Raw genomic sequence first — 17,919 nt, 5'->3', positions numbered from 1 at the left:
GCGCGACAAGAGAGAACAAGGATCGGTTTTTTGGCGAGGCTTTAAGGCATGAGTAAAGAAATTCTGGCGGTCGTTGACGCGATCTCCAACGAGAAGGGTGTCCCCCGTGAGGTCATCTTCGAAGCCGTCGAGGCGGCGCTGGCCAGTGCCTCGCGCAAGCGCTTCGAGGATGAGGAAGCCAGCGTCCGCGTACACATCGACCGGATGACCGGCGAGTACGAGACCTTCCGCCGCTGGGTGGTGGTCGAGGACGATGACTTCGACGGACCCGACGCCGAGATCAAGCTGACCTTCGCCGAAAAGCGGGATCCGCCGCTGGGCCTGGGTGACGTGGTCGAGGAGCGCATCGAGAATGCGGCCTTCGGTCGTATCGCCGCCCAGACCGCCAAGCAGGTCATCGTGCAGAAGGTGCGCGAGGCCGAGCGTGCCGAGGTCGTGCGCATCTATGCCGAGCGTGAAGGTGAACTGGTCGCGGGTATCGTCAAGAAGACGACACGTGACGGCCTGATCATTGACCTGGGCGACAACGCCGAGGCCTTCCTGCCGCGCAGCGAGATGATCCCCGGTGAGCGCTACCGCATGAACGAGCGGGTGCGCGCACTGCTGGTCAAGGTCGACGCCGAGGCGCGTGGCGCCCAGTTGATCCTGTCGCGCACCAACCCGCAGATGATCATTGAGCTGTTCAAGATCGAGGTTCCCGAGATCGCCGAGCAGCTTATCGAGATCAAGGGTGCGGCGCGTGATCCGGGCTCCCGGGCCAAGATCGCGGTCAAGACCAATGACCGTCGCATCGACCCGGTGGGCGCCTGCGTCGGCATGCGCGGTTCGCGCGTGCAGGCGGTGTCCTCGGAGCTGCAGAACGAACGCGTCGACATCGTGCTGTGGGACGACAATCCCGCACAGCTGGTGATCAACGCCATGGCCCCGGCCGACGTCGCCTCCATCCTGGTGGATGAGGATGCCCACGCCATGGACGTGGCCGTCGCCGAGGACAACCTGGCCCAGGCCATCGGCCGTAGTGGCCAGAACGTGCGTCTCGCGTCCGAGCTGACCGGCTGGCGTATCAACGTCATGACCGAAGCCGACGCCGAGGCCAAGCGCGACCAGGAAATCGACAGTCTGGTCGAGCACTTCGTTCAGCACCTGGACATCGATGATGATGTCGCTCGGCTGCTGGTCGAGGAAGGTTTCACCTCGCTTGAAGAGGTGGCCTACGTACCGGTCGAGGAAATGCTGGAAATCGAAGAGTTCGACGAAGACCTCATCGAGGAGCTTCGAGCTCGCGCCAAGGACGAGCTCTTGAACCTGGCCATTGCCTCCGAGGAGGAACTGGACGGAGCCCAGCCGGCGGATGATCTGCTGGAGATGGACGGAATGGAGCGCCATCTGGCCTTCATCCTGGCCAGCCGTGGCATTAAGACCATGGAAGATCTGGCTGAACAGTCTGTCGATGATCTGGTGGACATCGAAGAGGTGGACGAAGAGCGCGCCGCGGCATTGATCATGACCGCCCGTGCGCCTTGGTTCGAGAGCGAACAGTAACAGGGTCACGGGCTGAGGAGGGTCGTAATGTCAGAGATGACCGTTAAGGATTTTGCAGCGAAGGTGGGGCGTGAAGTGCCCCGTCTGCTGGAACAGATGAAAGAAGCCGGACTCGAGCACAAGTCGGAAGCCGACGCCGTGTCCGAGGAAGACAAGCGCAAGCTGTTGGACTTTCTGACCAAGAGCCATGGCGGTGGCAGCGGTGTGGGCGCGGCTGCGCGCAATCGCATCACCCTGACCCGCAAGACGCGCAGCAAGATCAAGACCAGCGAGCGCGGCAAGACCATCGAGGTCCAGGTCCGCAAGAAGCGCACCTACGTCAAGCGTGACGAGGCCCAGGAAGAAGCCCCGGCGCCGGTGGAGGACCACGGTCCGCGTCAGCTGGTCGGCGACATGGCCGATTCCCGTGCACGTCGCGAGGCTCAGGAGGCCGAAGAAGCCAAGCAGCGCGCCGAGCAGAAGGCGAGCCAGGACGCCGAGCAGGCCGCCAAGGCCAAGCGCGAGGCCGAAGAGGCCGCCGTCGTGCCCGACATTCCGGTGCCCGAGCTCGACACCTCTGCTCCGGCTGGCGACGAGCCGCCGGCGCCGCCCAAGGAAGGTCGTGGCGACGTGCGTCGTGCCGCCGTCAAGAAGGCCGCCGCCAAGACCGGCAAGAAAGGCCGTGGCGAGCGTGACGACGATGATCGCAGCGACCGCGAAGAGCGTCGTCGTGGCGGTGGCAAGAAGGCCAAGCGCGCCGAGCGTCGTGGCAGCCGTCGTGGCGGCAGCCAGGGCAACGGCAAGCATGGCTTCCAGAAGCCGACCCAGCCGATCGTGCGTGAGGTCTCGATTCCCGAGTCCATCTCGGTGGCCGAACTGGCCGACAAGATGTCGATCAAGGCCAACGAGGTCATCAAGGCCATGTTCACCATGGGCGCCGCGGTGACCATCAACCAGACCATCGACCAGGACACCGCGGCTATCGTGGTGGAAGAAATGGGCCACACGCCCAAGCTGGTCAAGGACGATGCCCTCGAGACCGAAGTGCTCGAAGCCATCTCCTACGAGGGCGAGGAAATCACCCGCTCTCCGGTGGTCACGGTCATGGGTCACGTCGACCACGGCAAGACCTCGCTGCTCGACTACATTCGTCGTGCCAAGGTGGCCACCGGTGAAGCCGGCGGTATCACCCAGCACATCGGTGCCTATCACGTCGAGGACGACAGCGACGGTGTGACCTTCCTCGACACCCCTGGTCACGCGGCGTTTACCGCCATGCGTGCCCGTGGTGCCAAGGCCACCGACGTGGTCATCCTGGTGGTGGCGGCCGACGACGGCGTCATGCCCCAGACCATCGAGGCGGTGGAGCACTCCAAGGCTGCCGAAGTGCCGATGGTGGTCGCGGTCAACAAGATCGACAAGCCGGAAGCCGATCCCGACCGGGTCAAGAACGAGCTGTCCCAGCACGGCGTGATCTCCGAGGAGTGGGGTGGCGACACCCAGTTCGTCCACGTCTCCGCCAAGTCTGGTGAAGGCATCGAGGAGCTGCTGGAAGCCGTTCACCTGGTCTCCGAGGTGCTCGAGCTCAAGGCGGTCCCGAGCGCACCCGGCAAGGGTGTGGTGGTCGAGTCTCGCCTCGACAAGGGTCGCGGCCCGGTGGCCACCGTGCTGGTCCAGAACGGTACCCTGAAGAAGGGCGACATCGTGCTGGCCGGTCTGCACTACGGCCGTGTGCGTGCCCTGACCAACGAACTCGGCAAGCAGGTCGACGCCGTGGGTCCCGCCATGCCGGTGGAGATCCAGGGTCTCGATGGCACCCCGGAAGCCGGTGACGACTTCATGGTCGTGGCCGACGAGAAGAAGGCGCGTGAAGTCGCCAACTTCCGCCAGGGCAAGTACCGCGAGATTCGCCTGGCACGCCAGCAGAAGGCCAAGCTGGAGAACATGTTCTCCCAGATGGGCCAGAGCGAGGCCGCCAAGGTCAACATCGTGCTCAAGGCCGACGTCCAGGGTTCCCTGGAAGCGATCAAGGGCGCCCTCGAGGAGCTGTCCACCGACGAGGTGCAGGTGTCCGTGGTGTCCTCCGGCGTTGGCGGTATCACCGGTACCGATGCCAACCTGGCGCTGGCCAGTGAGGCCATCGTGGTCGGCTTCAACGTGCGTGCCGATGCGGCCGCCCGCGAGATCATCGAGCGTGAAGGTCTGGAGCTGCGCTACTACAGCGTCATCTACCACCTGATCGATGAGGTCAAGCAGGCCATGAGCGGCATGCTCGAGCCCGAGTGGAAGGAAGAGATCGTCGGTATTGCCGAGGTCCGTGACGTCTTCCGCGCGCCCAAGATCGGTGCCGTGGCTGGCTGCATGGTGGTCGAGGGTACGGTCTTCCGTAACAAGAAGATCCGCGTACTGCGCGACAACGTGGTCATCTACGAAGGCGAGCTCGAGTCGCTGCGCCGCTTCAAGGACGACGTCCAGGAAGTGCGCAACGGCATGGAGTGTGGCATCGGGGTGAAGAACTACAACGATGTCCAGGTCAACGACAAGATCGAGGTCTTTGACCAGGTCAAGGTCGAGCGCACGCTGTAAGCGTTCGAGGAGTCGTCATCCATGCGCGAATTCAAGCGTACCGACCGAGTGGCCGACCAGCTCCAGAAGGAGCTGGCGGTCCTGATCCAGCGCGAGGTCAAGGACCCGCGCCTGGGGATGGTCACCGTGAGCGGGGTCGAGGTCAGTCGTGACCTCGGCTACGCCGATGTCCACATCACCCTGCTGGGTGAGCAGGACCCGGAACGGATCAAGGAAAACCTCAAGGTGCTCAAGCGCGCCGGCGGTTTCCTGCGTAGCCAGGTGGCGCGTCGCATCAAGCTGCGTCACGTGCCGGAACTGCGCTTTCACTATGACGAAAGCGTGGTGCGTGGTCAGCACCTGTCATCGCTGATCGAAGAGGCGGTGGCCAGCGATCGCTCTCGCCAACCCGAGAGGGATGACGAGAACGACAGCGGCGAGGACGGGGCCAAGGACTGATGGCCCGTCGTCGTCGAGGACTGCCGATCGATGGTGTACTGCTGCTGGACAAGCCCAAGGGCATGTCCAGCAACTTTGCACTGCAGCGGGCGAGGCGCCTGTACCAGGCCCAGAAGGCCGGTCATACCGGTACCCTGGATCCCATGGCGACAGGACTTCTGCCGGTGCTGTTCGGCGAGGCTACCAAGTTTTCCAACCAGCTGCTCGAGGCCGACAAGGTGTACCGCACCCGAGTCGAGCTCGGGCAGAGCACCGATACCGGTGACGCCGAAGGCGAGGTCATCGCCGAGGCGCCGGTGCCGGCGCTGGAGCACAGCGACGTCGCGTCGGTAGTGGCGAATTTCATCGGCGAGCAGGATCAACTGCCGCCGATGTATTCCGCGCTCAAGCACCAGGGGCGCAAGCTCTACGAACTGGCGCGAGAGGGCAAAAGCGTAGATCGTGCAACCCGGCGGATAAGGGTGTATGATGCTCGGCTACTTTCCGCCAGCCTCGAGGGCGAGTCCCCAGGATTCGACCTGGAGGTCCGGGTCAGCAAAGGCACCTATGTGCGTACGCTGGCCGAGGACATGGCCAAGGCGCTGGGTTGCGAAGGGCATATCTCGCAGCTCAGACGGCTGAAGACCGGCCCCTTCGATGCCGACGGCATGGTCGATTTCGACACGCTCGAGGCCCAGGACGACGGCCAGCGCCAAGCGCGCCTGGCACCGATCGACAGTCTGCTTCAACACCTCCCGGCTCATCGCCTCAGTGAGGCAGGTGTCCAGGCCCTGCGCTTTGGACGCCCGGCACGCGGTGAGCTCGAGGGCGGCGATTCGGCCATGGCCGAGGAGTCGTTGTATCGCCTCTATCAGGGTGAGTCCTTTATCGGTCTCGGTCTGGTCGAGCCTACCGGGGATATCGTGCCCCGGCGCCTTCTGAGCACGTTCGTCGCGGGCTCAGGGCAAGACTGACCCCCTCAAGGGGTTGCGGCAGCTGGAGACTGCAAATATGCGTGGTCTCCGACATTCATCATTCAGGCATATTGCTTACTGGAGAGACAGATGGCACTTACCGCCGAACAGAAGGCCGAAATCGTCAACGAATACGGCCGTGGTGACAGCGACACCGGTTCCCCCGAGGTTCAGGTGGCCCTGCTCAGCGCCAACATCAACGGCCTGCAGGATCACTTCAAGACCAACAAGCAGGATCACCACTCCCGTCGTGGCCTGATCCGCATGGTCAACCAGCGCCGCAAGCTGCTTGACTACCTCAAGCGCAAGGACTTCGAGCGCTATCAGTCCCTGATCCAGCGTCTGGGTCTGCGTCGCTAAGACGCACGAGCAGCAAGCGCGACAAGGCTTCCTTCGGGAAGCGGCGTCAGACAACGGGCAGCCCCACGGGGCTGCCCGTTGTCGTTGGTGGTACAGCGTTGTGCGCGGTCGCGGCAGGCAGCGGCGGCCACTTGAAACTCCCTTGACCTTTGTGGTGGCCCTCACGGGCTTGACCCCCTAAAATAGTCGCCGAGTCAAAAACGACCCAAACATCGAAAAGTAAAGGAAGTCGCCGTGAATCCGGTCAAGAAGACGTTTCAGTACGGTCGCAGCACCGTCACCCTGGAAACCGGGCGCATCGCCCGCCAGGCCACCGGTGCCGTGATGGTCACCATGGACGACACCGTGGTGCTGTGCACCGTGGTGGCCAGAAAGGAGGCCAACCCGAGCCAGCCTTTCTTCCCGTTGTCTGTCCACTACCAGGAAAAGACCTACGCGGTCGGCAAGATTCCCGGCGGCTTCTTCAAGCGTGAAGGGCGTCCCACCGAGAAGGAAACCCTCACCTCGCGACTGATCGACCGTCCGATCCGTCCGCTGTTCCCCAAGGGCTTCATGAACGAAGTCCAGGTCATCTGTACCGTGCTGTCCACCGATCGCAACCACGATCCGGACATCGCCGCGATGATCGGCACCTCGGCGGCGCTGGCGATTTCCGGCGTGCCCTTCAATGGTCCCATCGGCGCCGCTCGTGTGGGCTTCAATGAAGAGCGTGGCTACTTCCTCAACCCGACCGTCGAGGAGCTCGGCGGCTCCGAGCTGAACATGGTCGTGGCCGGTACCGAGAAGGCCGTGCTGATGGTCGAGTCCGAGGCCGAAGAGCTGCTCGAGGACGAGATGCTGGGCGCCGTGCTGTTCGGCCACCAGGAAATGCAGACCGTCATCCAGGCGATCAACGAGCTGACCGCCGAGGCCGGCAAGGCCAAGTGGGAGTGGCAGCCCGCCGCCGAGAACACCGCGCTCAAGGAAGCCCTGGCCCAGGGCTTCGAAGCCAAGGTCGGCGAAGCCTACCGCATCACCGACAAGATGCAGCGCCAGGATGCCCTGTCCGCACTCAAGGCCGAGGCCGTCGAGAAGCTGGCCGGTGAAGAAGACGGCAAGTTCGAGGCCTCCGAGGTCGAAGGCGCCTTCGCCGGTCTCGAGAAGCGCGTGGTACGTGCCCGCGTGATCAAGGGCGAGCCGCGTATCGACGGCCGTGACCACAAGACCGTGCGTCCGCTGGCCATCGAGGCCGGTACCCTGCCCAAGACCCACGGCAGCGCCATCTTCACCCGTGGCGAGACCCAGGCGGTGGTGGTCGCGACCCTGGGCACCCTGCGTGACTCCCAGCTGATCGAGTCGCTGGAAGGCGAGCGCAAGGACCGCTTCCTGCTGCACTACAACTTCCCTCCGTACTCGGTGGGCGAGGCCGGCTTCATGGGCGGTCCCAAGCGTCGCGAGATTGGCCACGGTCGTCTGGCCCGTCGTGGCGTCCAGGCCATGCTGCCGGCGGAAGAGGACTTTCCCTACACCATTCGCGTGGTCTCCGAGATCACCGAGTCCAACGGCTCCAGCTCCATGGCCTCTGTCTGCGGCACCTCGCTGGCACTGATGGACGCCGGCGTGCCGATCAAGGCACCGGTAGCGGGTATCGCCATGGGCCTGGTCAAGGACGCTGACGGCTACGCCGTGCTGACCGACATCCTCGGCGACGAGGATCACCTCGGCGACATGGACTTCAAGGTGGCCGGCAGCGCCGAGGGTGTGACCGCCCTGCAGATGGACATCAAGATCGAGGGTATCGACGAGCAGATCATGGAAACGGCCCTGAACCAGGCCCATGAGGCGCGCATCAGCATCCTCGAGCAGATGAACACCGTGATCGCCGAGAGCCGTGCCGAGGTCTCCGACAACGCGCCCTCCATGGCCACCATCAAGATCGACCCGGACAAGATCCGCGACGTCATCGGCAAGGGTGGCGCCACCATCCGCAAGATCTGCGACGACACCGGCGCCTCCATCGATCTGGACGACGACGGCACCGTGCGCATCTACGCCGAGGACAAGAAGGCCGCCAAGAAGGCCATCGATACCGTGCTGGCGATCACCGCCGAGGCGGAAATCGGCAAGCTGTACCGTGGCAAGGTGGTGCGTATCGCCGACTTCGGCGCCTTCGTCAACATCATGCCGGGTACCGACGGCCTGGTGCACATCTCCCAGATCGTGCCCGAGCGCGTCAATGACGTGCGTGACTACCTCAATGAGGGTGACGAGATCGTGGTCAAGGTGCTCGACATCGACAACCGCAATCGCGTCAAGCTGACGATCAAGGAAATGACCGAAGAAGAGAAGGCTGCCTTCGAAGCCGAGGAAGCCGAAACCGAGATCTGATCGCACTCGGTGTCTGACGCCCCCGTCGCTGACGCCACGGGGGCGTTTTTGTGTGTGTCCCGCTGATCTCGGCCTGTCGGCGCGATCACCGGGCGGTAATGAGATGGACATGACGCAACTCGATTCCTCTTCGGCCGCGCCCGCCAAGGCCACCACCCGTCGCCGCGACTGGTGGGCCGTGGTCAGTGTGATGGCCGGCATCTTTCTGCTGGTGACCGCCGAGCAGCTCCCCATCGGGCTGTTGTCCCAGCTCGCTTCCTCGCTGGACGTCAGCGAGGGCAAGGCGGGTTTGATGATCACCGTGCCCGGCGTCGTGGCGGCGTTCGCCGCGCCGCTGTTGCCGGTGGCGGTGGGGCGCCTCGATCGCCGCTACCTGCTGACCGGGCTGATGGCCTTGATGGCCCTGGCCAGTGTCCTTGGTGCATTGATGGACAGCTTTGGCTGGCTGCTGGCCACCCGGGTGCTGATCGGCTGCTGCATCGGTGGCTTCTGGGCCATCGCCGGCGGACTCGCCGGCAGACTGGTGGCGCTCGAGCAGGTGCCGCGGGCGATGTCGCTGATCTTCAGCGGTGTCGCTGCTGCCACGGTGCTGGGGGTGCCGGCGGGAACCTGGCTGGGTGACGTCAGTGACTGGCGTACCGCCTTCGCCGCTCTTGGCGGGCTGAGTGTGGTGGTGTGCATCGGGCTGTGGCACCTGTTGCCGAGCTTGCCCGCCCGCAAGCCGGTGCGACTGGCGAGTCTCGGTGGCCAGCTCAGGGTGCCCGGCGTGTGCATCGGCGCCCTGGCGACTGCGCTTATCGTGGTCGGCCATTTTGGCGCCTATACCTTCGTCAGCCCGATACTGCAGCGTCTTGGCGGGGTGGCGCTGGGCGATGTCTCTCGCCTGTTGCTGCTGTTCGGCGCGGCGGGGCTCGCCGGCAACTTCATTGCCGGTAGCCTCGCCGGTCGCCGGCCCTACCTCACGGTACTGCTGATACCCTTGGTGCTGGCGGCCACGACCCTGGCCTTTCCCTGGCTGGGTACCCGCCCGTTCAGCGCCACGGTGTTGCTGATGCTGTGGGGGCTGGTGTTCGGCGGTATCTCGGTCAGCCTGCAGACCTGGATCCTGCGCTCGGCCACCAATCCCGAGGCGGCCACCGCCATGATGGCCTTCGTGTTCAACCTGTCGATAGGCCTCGGCGCCTTGTCCGGCGGCCAGGTGGTGGATGCGCTCGGGCTATCGGCGGTGCTGCTGGCGGCGGGAGGGCTGTTCGTGGCGGCGGCGCTGCTGATCGCAGTGACCCCTGCGCGGGTGGTCAGCCGGCAGGAAACCAGGCCGCCCGGGACGTCTTCGCGGACTTGATCCCGGGCATGGCGCAGGGCGTCAGCCCTTATGGCGAGTCGTGGCAGAGGGTAACCTCGGCTCGCTTTCGTTCTTGTTGTTTGATGATGGACTTACCGTGAGTCGAGGAGCCTCGATGTCTTCTTCCCTTGTTGTGCCAGCGAGCCTGCGTGGCTGGCTGGTGCTGGTGGCGGCCGTCGCCGTCTTTGCTGCGGGTATCTGGCCCGTGATCGCGCTGGTCAATCAAGCGCGGCTGGTGCTGGGCCTGCCGGCGCTGGTGGCCTGGAGCTACCTGATCCTGGTTGGCTGTACGCTGACGATGCTGCTGGGCAACCGTCTGCTCCATCGAGGTCAGGACGAAGCCGGCGAGCAAGCTGGCAATGGCGATACGCACGCAAGGATTGGAAAGGTGGGAGAGGGCGAGGTCGACGATGAGTGAGTGGTTGCCGCTGAGTCTGACCCTTGGCTACGTCCTGCTGGCCCTGGTCATCGGCCTGGGCGGTCGCGCCGAGCGCTCGTCGAACGCGCTGGAGGAGTGGGGCGTGGCCGGGCGCAGCATGGGCCCGGTGACGCTGTATCTGTTGATCGCCGCCGGCAGCGTCAGTGCCTACACCTTCATGGGGGCGCCGGGCTGGGCCTACGCCAAGGGCGTGCCGGTGTTCTACGTGGTGGTCTACCTGGGCTATCTGGCACTGGTGGCCTGGTACTTCGGCCCCCGGGTGTGGGCCTTCGGTGCCCACTTCGGCCATGTTACCCAGGCCAGTGCCATCGCCGATCGTTACCAGAGCCCGGGGCTCGGTGCGCTGGCGGCGCTGGTGATGGCGATCGGCTCCTTGGCCTACGCGGTGCTGCAGACCATCGGCTCGGCCTACATCCTCAACGTGATGAGTGGTGGGCGCATCCCGATCTGGCTGGGGGTGGTGATCGTGCTGGGCGCCATTGCGGTCTATCTCACCCTGCGCGGACAGCGGGCCATCGGTCGTACCAACGTCTTCCAGGGCATATTGATGTTCGCGGTGGCCTGGTCCGTCGGTCTGTGGGCCACCCACAGCGCCACCGGTCAGTGGGGATTTGACGAGGTGTACCGTCAGGCCCTCGCCGAGCGCCCGGCGTTTCTGACCCTTCCCGGCGCCGGTGGCGACATGAGCTTTGCCTTCTGGACCACCTCGATCATCGTCTCGATGCTGTCGTTCATGCCGCCGGTGTGGACCCAGTGGATGAGCGCTACCTCGGCGCGCACCCTACGGCTCTCTGCCACCTGGCTGCCCAGCTACTATCTGGTGATCCTGCCGCTGGTCACGGTGGGCTTTATCGGCGTCTTCGCCCTGCCGGGGCTCGAGCGTGCCGATACCGTGGTGCTCGAGTACGCCATGGCCAACTTGCCGGTGCTGCTGGTAGGGCTGCTCGGCGCCGGCACCCTGGCCGCCTCGATGTCCTCGTCCGAGCCCTTTATCCACTCGGTGGCGCTGAGCCTCAGCCGCGACGTGATAGGGCCCTGGGCCGGCTTCAGCGATGAGCGTGCCGGGCGCTGGGCCAAGCGCTTGATCGTGCCCTTGATGGCGTTGGTGATTGCGCCGCTGGCGATCGCCGAGCCGGGGAGCTTGGTGATGATCCTGCTGATCGGTCTCGGCTTCGCCTCCCAGGTGCTGCCAGCCTTCATCGGCATGTTCTTCTGGCCCCGGGCCAACGCTCGCGGCGTGACCGCCGGCATCCTCGCGGGCTTTGTGGTGACGGTGGCCTGCATCACCCTGTGGCCGCATCCGCTGGGCATCCATGCCGGCTTCTGGGGGCTGTTGGTCAACCTGCCGGTGTTCGTCGTGACGAGCCTGGCAAGCGCCCCTACCGATCGTGCCGTGGTCGAGCGCTTCTTCCGACTGGCGGCGCCCGCCTGGGCGGAAAAGCGGTGGGGAGCCCACCGGGAAGAGCGTCATGGCCGAGCGACAAGAGGAAGGGCGGTAGACAACGGGGTGTGAGCCCTGGCGCCCGAGGCGACAGCGAGCGCGTCCTGGGGGCGCTCAACGTGGCATGAAAAAGGCCCCTGCTGGGCAGGGGCCTATGTGGGCAGTGCTTACTTCGCAAGTGCTAACTTGGCCAGTGCTTGATTGGCGAGGGCCTGTCGGTCAGCGCCTTCTTGCGTCGAGACACCGATCAGCGCTCGATAGCCAGCGCCACGCCCTGACCGCCACCGATACACAGGGTAGCAAGGCCCTTCTTGGCGTCGCGGGCGATCATCTCGTGGACCAGGGTCACCAGCACGCGGCAGCCGGAGGCGCCGATCGGGTGGCCAAGGGCGATAGCGCCGCCGTTGACGTTGATCTTGTCGGTATCCCAGCCGAGTTCCTTGTTGACCGAGATGGCCTGGGCGGCGAAGGCCTCGTTGGCCTCGACCAGATCCAGCTCATCGATGCTCCAGCCGGCCTTCTCGAGGCAGCGGCGGGTGGCCGGGGCCGGGCCGATGCCCATGATCGCCGGGTCGACGCCAGCGTTGGAGTAGGCCTTGATGCGTGCCAGCGGCTCCAGGCCGAGCTCCTTGGCCTTGTCGGCGGAACACAGCATGACCACGGCGGCGCCATCGTTGAGCGAGGAGGCGTTGCCGGCGGTCACGCTGCCGTCCTTCTTGAACGCCGGACGCATGGTGCCGAGTTTTTCTGCGGACACTTCGCGCGGGTTCTCGTCGGTGTCGAAGACCACCGGGTCGCCCTTGCGCTGGGGAATCTCGATCGGCACGATCTGGCCCTTGAAGCGGCCTTCCTTGATCGCGGCGGCGGCCTTCTGCTGGGAGGCGGCGGCGAAGGTGTCCATCTCCTCGCGGGTGACACCGTACTTCTCGCCGAGGTTCTCGGCGGTGATGCCCATATGGTAGTTGTTGAAGGCGTCCCACAGGCCGTCATGGACCATGGTATCGATGGCCTTCCAGTCACCCATGCGCTGGCCGTTGCGTGAATTGGGCAGCACGTGCGGGGAAGCCGACATGTTTTCCTGACCGCCGGCGATGATCACCTCGGCGTCGCCGAGCATGATCGCCTGGGCGCCCAGATGCAGGGCCTTGAGGCCGGAGCCACAGACCTTGTTGATGGTCATGGCGGGCACGGCGTCGGGCAGGCCTGCCTTGATGGACGCCTGACGGGCGGGGTTCTGGCCGACACCTGCGGTCAGCACCTGCCCCAGCAGGACCTCGTCGACCTGTTCCGGCTTGACGCCGGTCTGTGCCAGCACGTCCTTGATCACGGCGGCGCCAAGGTCGCTGGCGGGAATGCCGGCGAGGGAGCCACCGAAGGCGCCAACGGCGGTACGGCGTGCAGCAACGATCACCACTTCTTGCATGGAGTGTCTCCTGACTTTAAGGGGCTGTCCCGTCAGCATAGGGAGCCTTGTGCAACGCGGCAATCCCTGTATGCCCGGTTTCGACGGGGGACTTTAGTATAGCGATCAAGATCAATTCGCGAGCCGTTGTGGTCAATCGCGCATAGAGCACCGACGATCGCTAAAGTAGCAAAGAGTGGCGAAAAGACCACCGGTTGGCCTGGGGGGGGCCTGGACGAGTGTCTCGCAGCGCCCTGGCCCGGTCACTCGGTGGCGGCGACGCCCCGCTGGTGGCCTCGCCGCTCCAGGTTCAAGCGCTCGATGGCTGTCACCAGTTCGCTGGCGTGGGTGATGGCGATGGCGCCCTCCGGGGTGTGCTCCTCGTCGGGAAAGTGGTTGATGTGGATGACCTGCATGCCGGCCTTGAGTCCGGCTTCCACCCCTACCGCAGCGTCGTCGATCACCACGCAGTTCTCCCGTTCGGCGCCCATGCCTTCGGCGGCGGCGAGATACAACCCGGGGTCCGGCTTCCACACCTGCAACTCGTAGGCGCTGTAGAGATTGTCGCCGAAGTGCGGCGCCAGTCCACTGGTTGCCATGGCCAGGCGGATCTTGGCCAGCGGGCCGTTGGAGGCCACCGCCTTGGGGTGGCCGGAAAGCGCTGCAAGGGCTTCCGGGATGCCCGGAACCGGGGTCAGCTCGGCCTTCATGCGCGCGGCCATATTGTCCCGCAGGCGATCCTCCATGACGTCGCGCCGGGCGTCATCGAGGGCGCCGAAGCGTTGCTCGAGTTCGAGCACGATGTCGAGAAAGCGCACGCCGCGAAACTCCTCCATGTACTGCTCGGGCGTGAACGGCAGGCCGAAGTCGGGGAAGGTCTCGGCCATGGCCCGGGCGAGCAGCGGCTCGCTGTCGACCAGGGTGCCGTCGGAGTCGAACAGCAGGCAGAGGGGGGCGGTGGTGTCGGACATGGATACCTCAGAAAAGGAGGAAGGCCGCGACAGTGGGGACGGTCGCGGCGGATGATGATCAGACGAAATCCGGCGCGATCAGGCGCGGGATTGCCAGAACGATGTCGGGAAAGACGATCAGCAGCAGAATCACTGCCAGCATTACCGCTAGATACAGCAGGGTGGTGGCGAGCGCTTTCAGCAGCGGAATGCCTCCGATCTTGGCGGAAATCATCAGGCAGAGTCCATAGGGCGGCGTAATGAGGCCGAGCCCCAGCGCCATGACGCCGATGACACCGAATTGCACCGGATGCACCCCGGCCTGCATCGCCAGCGGCTGGAAGATCGGTGCCATGATGGCCATGGCGGGCAGCGAATCCATGAAGGTGCCGATGAGCAGCATCACCAGCGTCATGATGATCAACAGGGTCACCGGGTTGGTGATGTTGACGCCTTCCATCAACTTGGGCGGGATCTGATAGAAGCTGATTAGATAGCCGAAGATGGCCGCGCCCACCAGACTGAAGAGCGAGAGCGAGCACAACCGCACGGTATCGGTCGAGGCATCGAGAACCTGGCGAAAGCTCAGCTCCCGGTAAACGATGAAACCCAGTATCAGAGCGTAGAGCACGGCGATTACCGCCGCTTCGGTGGGGGTTACGATACCCAGGGTAATACCGCCGATGATCACCACCGGGATGCCTGCGGCGAGTAGTCCGTCCTTGCTGGAGCTGGCCAGTTGGCGCCAGCTGGCTCGGGGGCGTACCGGCACCTGGTAGCGCCGCACGTAGCCCATGTTCATCAGCAACTGGGCGACGCCAATCATTACCCCCGGAAGAATCCCGCCCAAGAAGAGCCCGGCGATGGAAGTATTGGTCAGGGCGCCCCATACGATCATGTTGATCGATGGAGGAATGATGATGCCCATGACTGAGGATGCGGCGGTCACGGCCACAGCGAAGTGCGTGGGGTAGCCTTCACGCTGCATGGCCGGGATCAGCACGGTACCGACACCGGCACTGTCGGCGGTGGACGAACCCGACACGCCGGCGAACAGCATGCTGACCATGACGTTGACGTGGGCAAGCGCCCCCTTGACGTGACCGACGAGACGCATGCAAAGAGTGATCAGGCGGTCGGTGATGCGTGCGGCGTTCATCAGATTGCCGGCCAGCAGGAACAACGGCACAGCCAGCAGCACAAAGGAGTCCATGCCGTTGTACATGCGCTGGAACATGACCCAGTAGGTCAGGCGAGGATCGAGGATGACCATGCCTACTGCGGTCAGCACCAGGGCCATGGCGATGGGTACACCAACAACGATAAGCACGCCGAGCAGGCCAAACAGCAGCCATGGCAGGATAAAGGTGGCATCCATGGAGATCATGATGGCCTCCCGGCGCCGGTACTCTGTTGAGGCGCATCCAGGTCGAGATGGTGTTCTTGCTGGGCCGCTATGGCCTCCTGCACGGGATCTGGCGTGTTCATGGCGGCTTCCATGGCATCAAGGCCGTCGAGCACGGCCCGGGCCAGACGCTCAAGTGCGAATAGCACGATGAACAGGCCACAGACCATAAAGGCCGAATAGACGAAGATCATTGAAAGCCCCGAGGCGGTAGCGCTGCGGCGTAGGCCTGAGGCGGCGAATTCCTGGCCATACACGACGAAGATGACACCGACTGCAAGGCATGCCAGGTCACGGATCCAACGGGTTAGGCGATCGGCACGAGTGCCACGGGGAAAGGCCTCGAGTACGAAGTGATCGGCGTGAAGCACGCCGATGGCGGTGCCCAGCATGATCATCCACTGGAAGGCAAACCGGCTGAATTCTTCGGTCCAGTAAAGGCGTGGCAGCAGCGGCAGGTTCCGGCTGACGATCTGGTAGATGATCATGGCGATAAAACCGAACAGCAACGCCAGCAATATCCAGTGCAGTAGTTTCTCGAGCACGCGATTCGCGCGCGAGAGCATGTTCAGGAAGAGCCTCATGGTCTCATCCTCTTGAAGGTTGGCACCGGGGCTTGCCCCGGTGCGGGGGGGGGGGGGAGGTTACTCGGCGTTGACGATCATTTGATGCAGCTCGGTCAGGCCCATCTCCTCGATCACCTCGGCCAGCGGCTCACTGACGATTTCCTGCATCTTCTCGCGGTCGAGTTCATGCAGGGTCGCACCTTCTTCGACCAGCAGGTCGAGCGCCTCGGAGTCCTGATCGAGCTGTACCCCGCGGGCATAGCTTGCGGCCTGGTAAGCCGCATCCATGACCGCCTCCTGTTGCGCTTCGTCCAGCCGGTCCCAGGTCATCTCGGACATGGTCAGCAGGCGCACGGTGATGTCGTGTTCGGAAAGGCCGATGTGCGGCGCCACCTCATGGAAGCGCATACGGTGGATCCACTCCGCTTCGTTGAGCAGGCCATCGATGGCGCCCAGTTGCAGGCCGGTATAGATTTCCTTCCAGGCCATCACGGTGGGCTCGGTGCCGAGGGCAGACCAGGCGGTGATCAGCGGCTTGGTGGGGTTGGTGCGAAGCTTCATGCCCTCGAGATCTTCGAGGCTGTCGAGTGCCCGACTGGAGACGATCTGGCGCTTGCCACCGCCGAAGAATGCCAGCACCTTGACTCCGGTCTCGGCGGTGATCTGGTCGGCAATCTCACGGCCAACCTCACCGTCGAGCACGGTTTGCCAGTGCTCCTGGTCGCGGTACAGGAAGGGAATGGAAAAGACGTTGGCGGTATCCGAGAAGTCGGTGATCAATCCCGGGTTGATGATCGACATGTCGAGGGCACCCGCCATCTGCTGCTCGAACATTTCTGTCTCGTGCCCGAGCACGGAGTTGCCCATGATCTGCACACCGAGGTCGGTGTCGGACTGTTCGAGCAGTTCCTTAAAGCGGGTGGCACCGAGATGGTAGGCAGTGTCCTCGGTGCCGCCGTGACCGAAGCGCAGATCGAAGGCTTGGGCGCTTGCACCGAGGCCGAGCCCGGCGAACAGGGTAGCGCCGACCAGCAGACCGTGGCCGAGGCGCGCAATGGAGGTGCGGGAAAGGGGCTTGGGGGTATGAGTCATGTAAACCTCGATTTATTGTGTTGTCAGGCGTTGGCCGATTCAGGGGATGGGGCCGGCCACCCCATGGATCTTCAGTCGTTCAGCACTTCGTCGTTGACTGGACTCAACGGGCGTTCGCCCTTGAGCGCCAGGCGGATATTGTCCACCGCGCGCTGGGCCATGGCGGTACGCGTCTCGTGGGTGGCCGAGCCGATATGGGGCAGGGCGACCACATTGGCCATGTGCGGCAGCGGTGAGTCCGCCGCCAGCGGCTCCTGCTCGTAGACGTCGAGGCCGGCGGCGTGCAGGGTGCCGTCTTGCAGCGCCGCGATCATGGCGGCTTCGTCTACCACCTTGCCACGGGCCAGGTTGACGAAGATGGCGCCGGGCTTCATGCGCTGGAACTCGGCGGCGCCAAAGAGCTTTTCGGTCTCGCGGGAGAGCGGCACCGTGACGCAGACGAAATCGGCCTGCTCGAGCAGCTCTTCCAGCTCGCGTCGCTGGGCGCCGAGTTCTCGCTCGAGCTCAGGCTTGGGTGAGGCCTTGGTATAGAGGATCTTCATGCCGAAGCCCAGGGCGCCGCGGCGGGCGATGGCTGCGCCGATGCGGCCCATGCCGACCATGCCCAGGGTCTTGCCGTGGACGTCGCTGCCATAGAGCGGCTTGCCGATGCTTTCCTTCCAGTTGCCTTGCTTGACCAGCTCGGCCAGTTCGACGGCTCGCCGTGCGGTGCTCATGATCAGCAGAAAGCCCGTATCGGCGGTGGTCTCGGTCAAGACGTCAGGGGTGTTGCACAACAGGATGCCGCGGCGGGTCAGCTCGTCGAGGGGATAGTTGTCGTAGCCCACCGAAATGCTGGCGATAGCCTCGAGGTTCGGCGCCCTGTCGAGCAGCGAGGAGGTGATCTTGAGGCTTGAACCAACCAGGCCGTGAGCCCGTGACAGGGCGTCGACAAAGGCCGGGTCCTCGGTATGCGAGACGCCCGGCAGGTAGTCCACGTGGAACTCCTCGCGCAGGGCGTCGAGCTGCTCTTGGTTGATCTCGCGAAATACCAGGATGCGTTTGGTCATGGGGTGCT

The 17,919-nt window shown here is 64.4% G+C and carries 15 protein-coding genes; 9 read left to right on the top strand and 6 right to left on the bottom strand.

The genetic code is table 11. The annotated features are described in order from the left end of the window. Nucleotides 1-48: 48 nt before the first annotated feature. The 9 genes from nusA to NFH97_RS07140 all read left to right on the top strand — a co-directional run bounded on the left by nusA (nucleotide 49) and on the right by NFH97_RS07140 (nucleotide 11,519). The gene (nusA, locus tag NFH97_RS07180; RefSeq protein WP_108131788.1) at nucleotides 49-1,542 is read left to right on the top strand and encodes a transcription termination factor NusA; all 1,494 of its coding nucleotides are present in this window, start codon (nucleotides 49-51) and stop codon (nucleotides 1,540-1,542) included. A 27-nt stretch (nucleotides 1,543-1,569) separates the two neighbouring features. Further along, the gene (infB, locus tag NFH97_RS07175; RefSeq protein ID WP_045992267.1) at nucleotides 1,570-4,107 is read left to right on the top strand and encodes a translation initiation factor IF-2; all 2,538 of its coding nucleotides are present in this window, start codon (nucleotides 1,570-1,572) and stop codon (nucleotides 4,105-4,107) included. Between the two features lie 21 nt (nucleotides 4,108-4,128). Beyond that, nucleotides 4,129-4,545: a 30S ribosome-binding factor RbfA gene (gene rbfA / locus NFH97_RS07170; RefSeq protein WP_349624609.1), complete on the top strand. Its 417-nt coding sequence runs from the start codon at nucleotides 4,129-4,131 to the stop codon at nucleotides 4,543-4,545. Continuing rightward, nucleotides 4,545-5,498 (top strand): tRNA pseudouridine(55) synthase TruB, encoded by a 954-nt coding sequence (gene truB / locus NFH97_RS07165; RefSeq protein ID WP_222516166.1) that lies wholly within the window; start codon nucleotides 4,545-4,547, stop codon nucleotides 5,496-5,498. Before rbfA ends, truB begins: the two co-directional genes overlap by 1 nt. 90 nt (nucleotides 5,499-5,588) lie before the next feature. Next, on the top strand, nucleotides 5,589-5,858 hold the full coding sequence (rpsO, locus tag NFH97_RS07160; protein WP_045992264.1) for a 30S ribosomal protein S15: 270 nt from the start codon (nucleotides 5,589-5,591) through the stop codon (nucleotides 5,856-5,858). 234 nt (nucleotides 5,859-6,092) lie between these two features. After that, complete coding sequence (gene pnp / locus NFH97_RS07155; protein WP_045992263.1) at nucleotides 6,093-8,225, top strand: polyribonucleotide nucleotidyltransferase; 2,133 nt, start codon at nucleotides 6,093-6,095, stop codon at nucleotides 8,223-8,225. A gap of 109 nt (nucleotides 8,226-8,334) precedes the next feature. Then, on the top strand, nucleotides 8,335-9,567 hold the full coding sequence (locus tag NFH97_RS07150; protein WP_349624608.1) for an MFS transporter: 1,233 nt from the start codon (nucleotides 8,335-8,337) through the stop codon (nucleotides 9,565-9,567). 115 nt (nucleotides 9,568-9,682) lie between these two features. After that, nucleotides 9,683-9,985, top strand: a complete 303-nt coding sequence (locus NFH97_RS07145) for a hypothetical protein (RefSeq protein WP_181248653.1) — start codon at nucleotides 9,683-9,685, stop codon at nucleotides 9,983-9,985. Beyond that, a complete protein-coding gene (locus NFH97_RS07140) occupies nucleotides 9,978-11,519 on the top strand; it encodes a sodium:solute symporter family protein (protein WP_349624607.1) in 1,542 nt (513 codons plus the stop codon). The genes NFH97_RS07145 and NFH97_RS07140 overlap by 8 nt, the downstream gene beginning before the upstream one ends. A 175-nt stretch (nucleotides 11,520-11,694) precedes the next feature. On the opposite strand, the gene NFH97_RS07135 is transcribed toward NFH97_RS07140, so the two are convergent. From NFH97_RS07135 to NFH97_RS07110, 6 genes are all read right to left on the bottom strand, one after another. Beyond that, nucleotides 11,695-12,870: an acetyl-CoA C-acetyltransferase gene (locus tag NFH97_RS07135; RefSeq protein WP_108450007.1), complete on the bottom strand. Its 1,176-nt coding sequence runs from the start codon at nucleotides 12,868-12,870 to the stop codon at nucleotides 11,695-11,697. Nucleotides 12,871-13,112: 242 nt separating this feature from the next. Beyond that, the gene (locus NFH97_RS07130; RefSeq protein WP_349624606.1) at nucleotides 13,113-13,820 is read right to left on the bottom strand and encodes an HAD family hydrolase; all 708 of its coding nucleotides are present in this window, start codon (nucleotides 13,818-13,820) and stop codon (nucleotides 13,113-13,115) included. A 58-nt stretch (nucleotides 13,821-13,878) separates the two neighbouring features. Beyond that, nucleotides 13,879-15,186, bottom strand: a complete 1,308-nt coding sequence (locus tag NFH97_RS07125) for a TRAP transporter large permease (RefSeq protein WP_349624605.1) — start codon at nucleotides 15,184-15,186, stop codon at nucleotides 13,879-13,881. Continuing rightward, nucleotides 15,183-15,788 (bottom strand): TRAP transporter small permease, encoded by a 606-nt coding sequence (locus NFH97_RS07120; protein ID WP_349624604.1) that lies wholly within the window; start codon nucleotides 15,786-15,788, stop codon nucleotides 15,183-15,185. The genes NFH97_RS07125 and NFH97_RS07120 overlap by 4 nt, the downstream gene beginning before the upstream one ends. Before the next feature lie 60 nt (nucleotides 15,789-15,848). After that, complete coding sequence (locus NFH97_RS07115; RefSeq protein ID WP_108131778.1) at nucleotides 15,849-16,862, bottom strand: TRAP transporter substrate-binding protein; 1,014 nt, start codon at nucleotides 16,860-16,862, stop codon at nucleotides 15,849-15,851. 71 nt (nucleotides 16,863-16,933) lie between these two features. Then, nucleotides 16,934-17,911 carry a 2-hydroxyacid dehydrogenase gene (locus NFH97_RS07110; protein WP_349624603.1) on the bottom strand — a complete coding sequence of 326 codons (978 nt, stop codon included), beginning with the start codon at nucleotides 17,909-17,911 and terminating at the stop codon, nucleotides 16,934-16,936. Nucleotides 17,912-17,919: the final 8 nt, after the last annotated feature.

The organism is Halomonas sp. SCS19, assembly GCF_040147015.1.
In the GTDB taxonomy this organism is placed as follows: domain Bacteria; phylum Pseudomonadota; class Gammaproteobacteria; order Pseudomonadales; family Halomonadaceae; genus Halomonas; species Halomonas litopenaei.
This window is presented reverse-complemented; position numbering and strand designations above follow the sequence as displayed.

Excerpts from the sequence above, each read along its gene's own strand:
- rbfA (WP_349624609.1), top strand. The coding sequence starts at position 4,129 with ATGCGCGAATTCAAGCGTACCGACCGAGTGGCCGACCAGCTCCAGAAG.
- infB (WP_045992267.1), top strand. The coding sequence starts at position 1,570 with ATGTCAGAGATGACCGTTAAGGATTTTGCAGCGAAGGTGGGGCGTGAA.
- nusA (WP_108131788.1), top strand. The coding sequence starts at position 49 with ATGAGTAAAGAAATTCTGGCGGTCGTTGACGCGATCTCCAACGAGAAG.
- NFH97_RS07120 (WP_349624604.1), bottom strand. The coding sequence starts at position 15,788 with ATGAGGCTCTTCCTGAACATGCTCTCGCGCGCGAATCGCGTGCTCGAG.
- NFH97_RS07115 (WP_108131778.1), bottom strand. The coding sequence starts at position 16,862 with ATGACTCATACCCCCAAGCCCCTTTCCCGCACCTCCATTGCGCGCCTC.
- NFH97_RS07145 (WP_181248653.1), top strand. The coding sequence starts at position 9,683 with ATGTCTTCTTCCCTTGTTGTGCCAGCGAGCCTGCGTGGCTGGCTGGTG.
- rpsO (WP_045992264.1), top strand. The coding sequence starts at position 5,589 with ATGGCACTTACCGCCGAACAGAAGGCCGAAATCGTCAACGAATACGGC.
- NFH97_RS07130 (WP_349624606.1), bottom strand. The coding sequence starts at position 13,820 with ATGTCCGACACCACCGCCCCCCTCTGCCTGCTGTTCGACTCCGACGGC.
- NFH97_RS07140 (WP_349624607.1), top strand. The coding sequence starts at position 9,978 with ATGAGTGAGTGGTTGCCGCTGAGTCTGACCCTTGGCTACGTCCTGCTG.
- NFH97_RS07110 (WP_349624603.1), bottom strand. The coding sequence starts at position 17,911 with ATGACCAAACGCATCCTGGTATTTCGCGAGATCAACCAAGAGCAGCTC.
- NFH97_RS07135 (WP_108450007.1), bottom strand. The coding sequence starts at position 12,870 with ATGCAAGAAGTGGTGATCGTTGCTGCACGCCGTACCGCCGTTGGCGCC.
- NFH97_RS07125 (WP_349624605.1), bottom strand. The coding sequence starts at position 15,186 with ATGATCTCCATGGATGCCACCTTTATCCTGCCATGGCTGCTGTTTGGC.
- NFH97_RS07150 (WP_349624608.1), top strand. The coding sequence starts at position 8,335 with ATGACGCAACTCGATTCCTCTTCGGCCGCGCCCGCCAAGGCCACCACC.
- truB (WP_222516166.1), top strand. The coding sequence starts at position 4,545 with ATGGCCCGTCGTCGTCGAGGACTGCCGATCGATGGTGTACTGCTGCTG.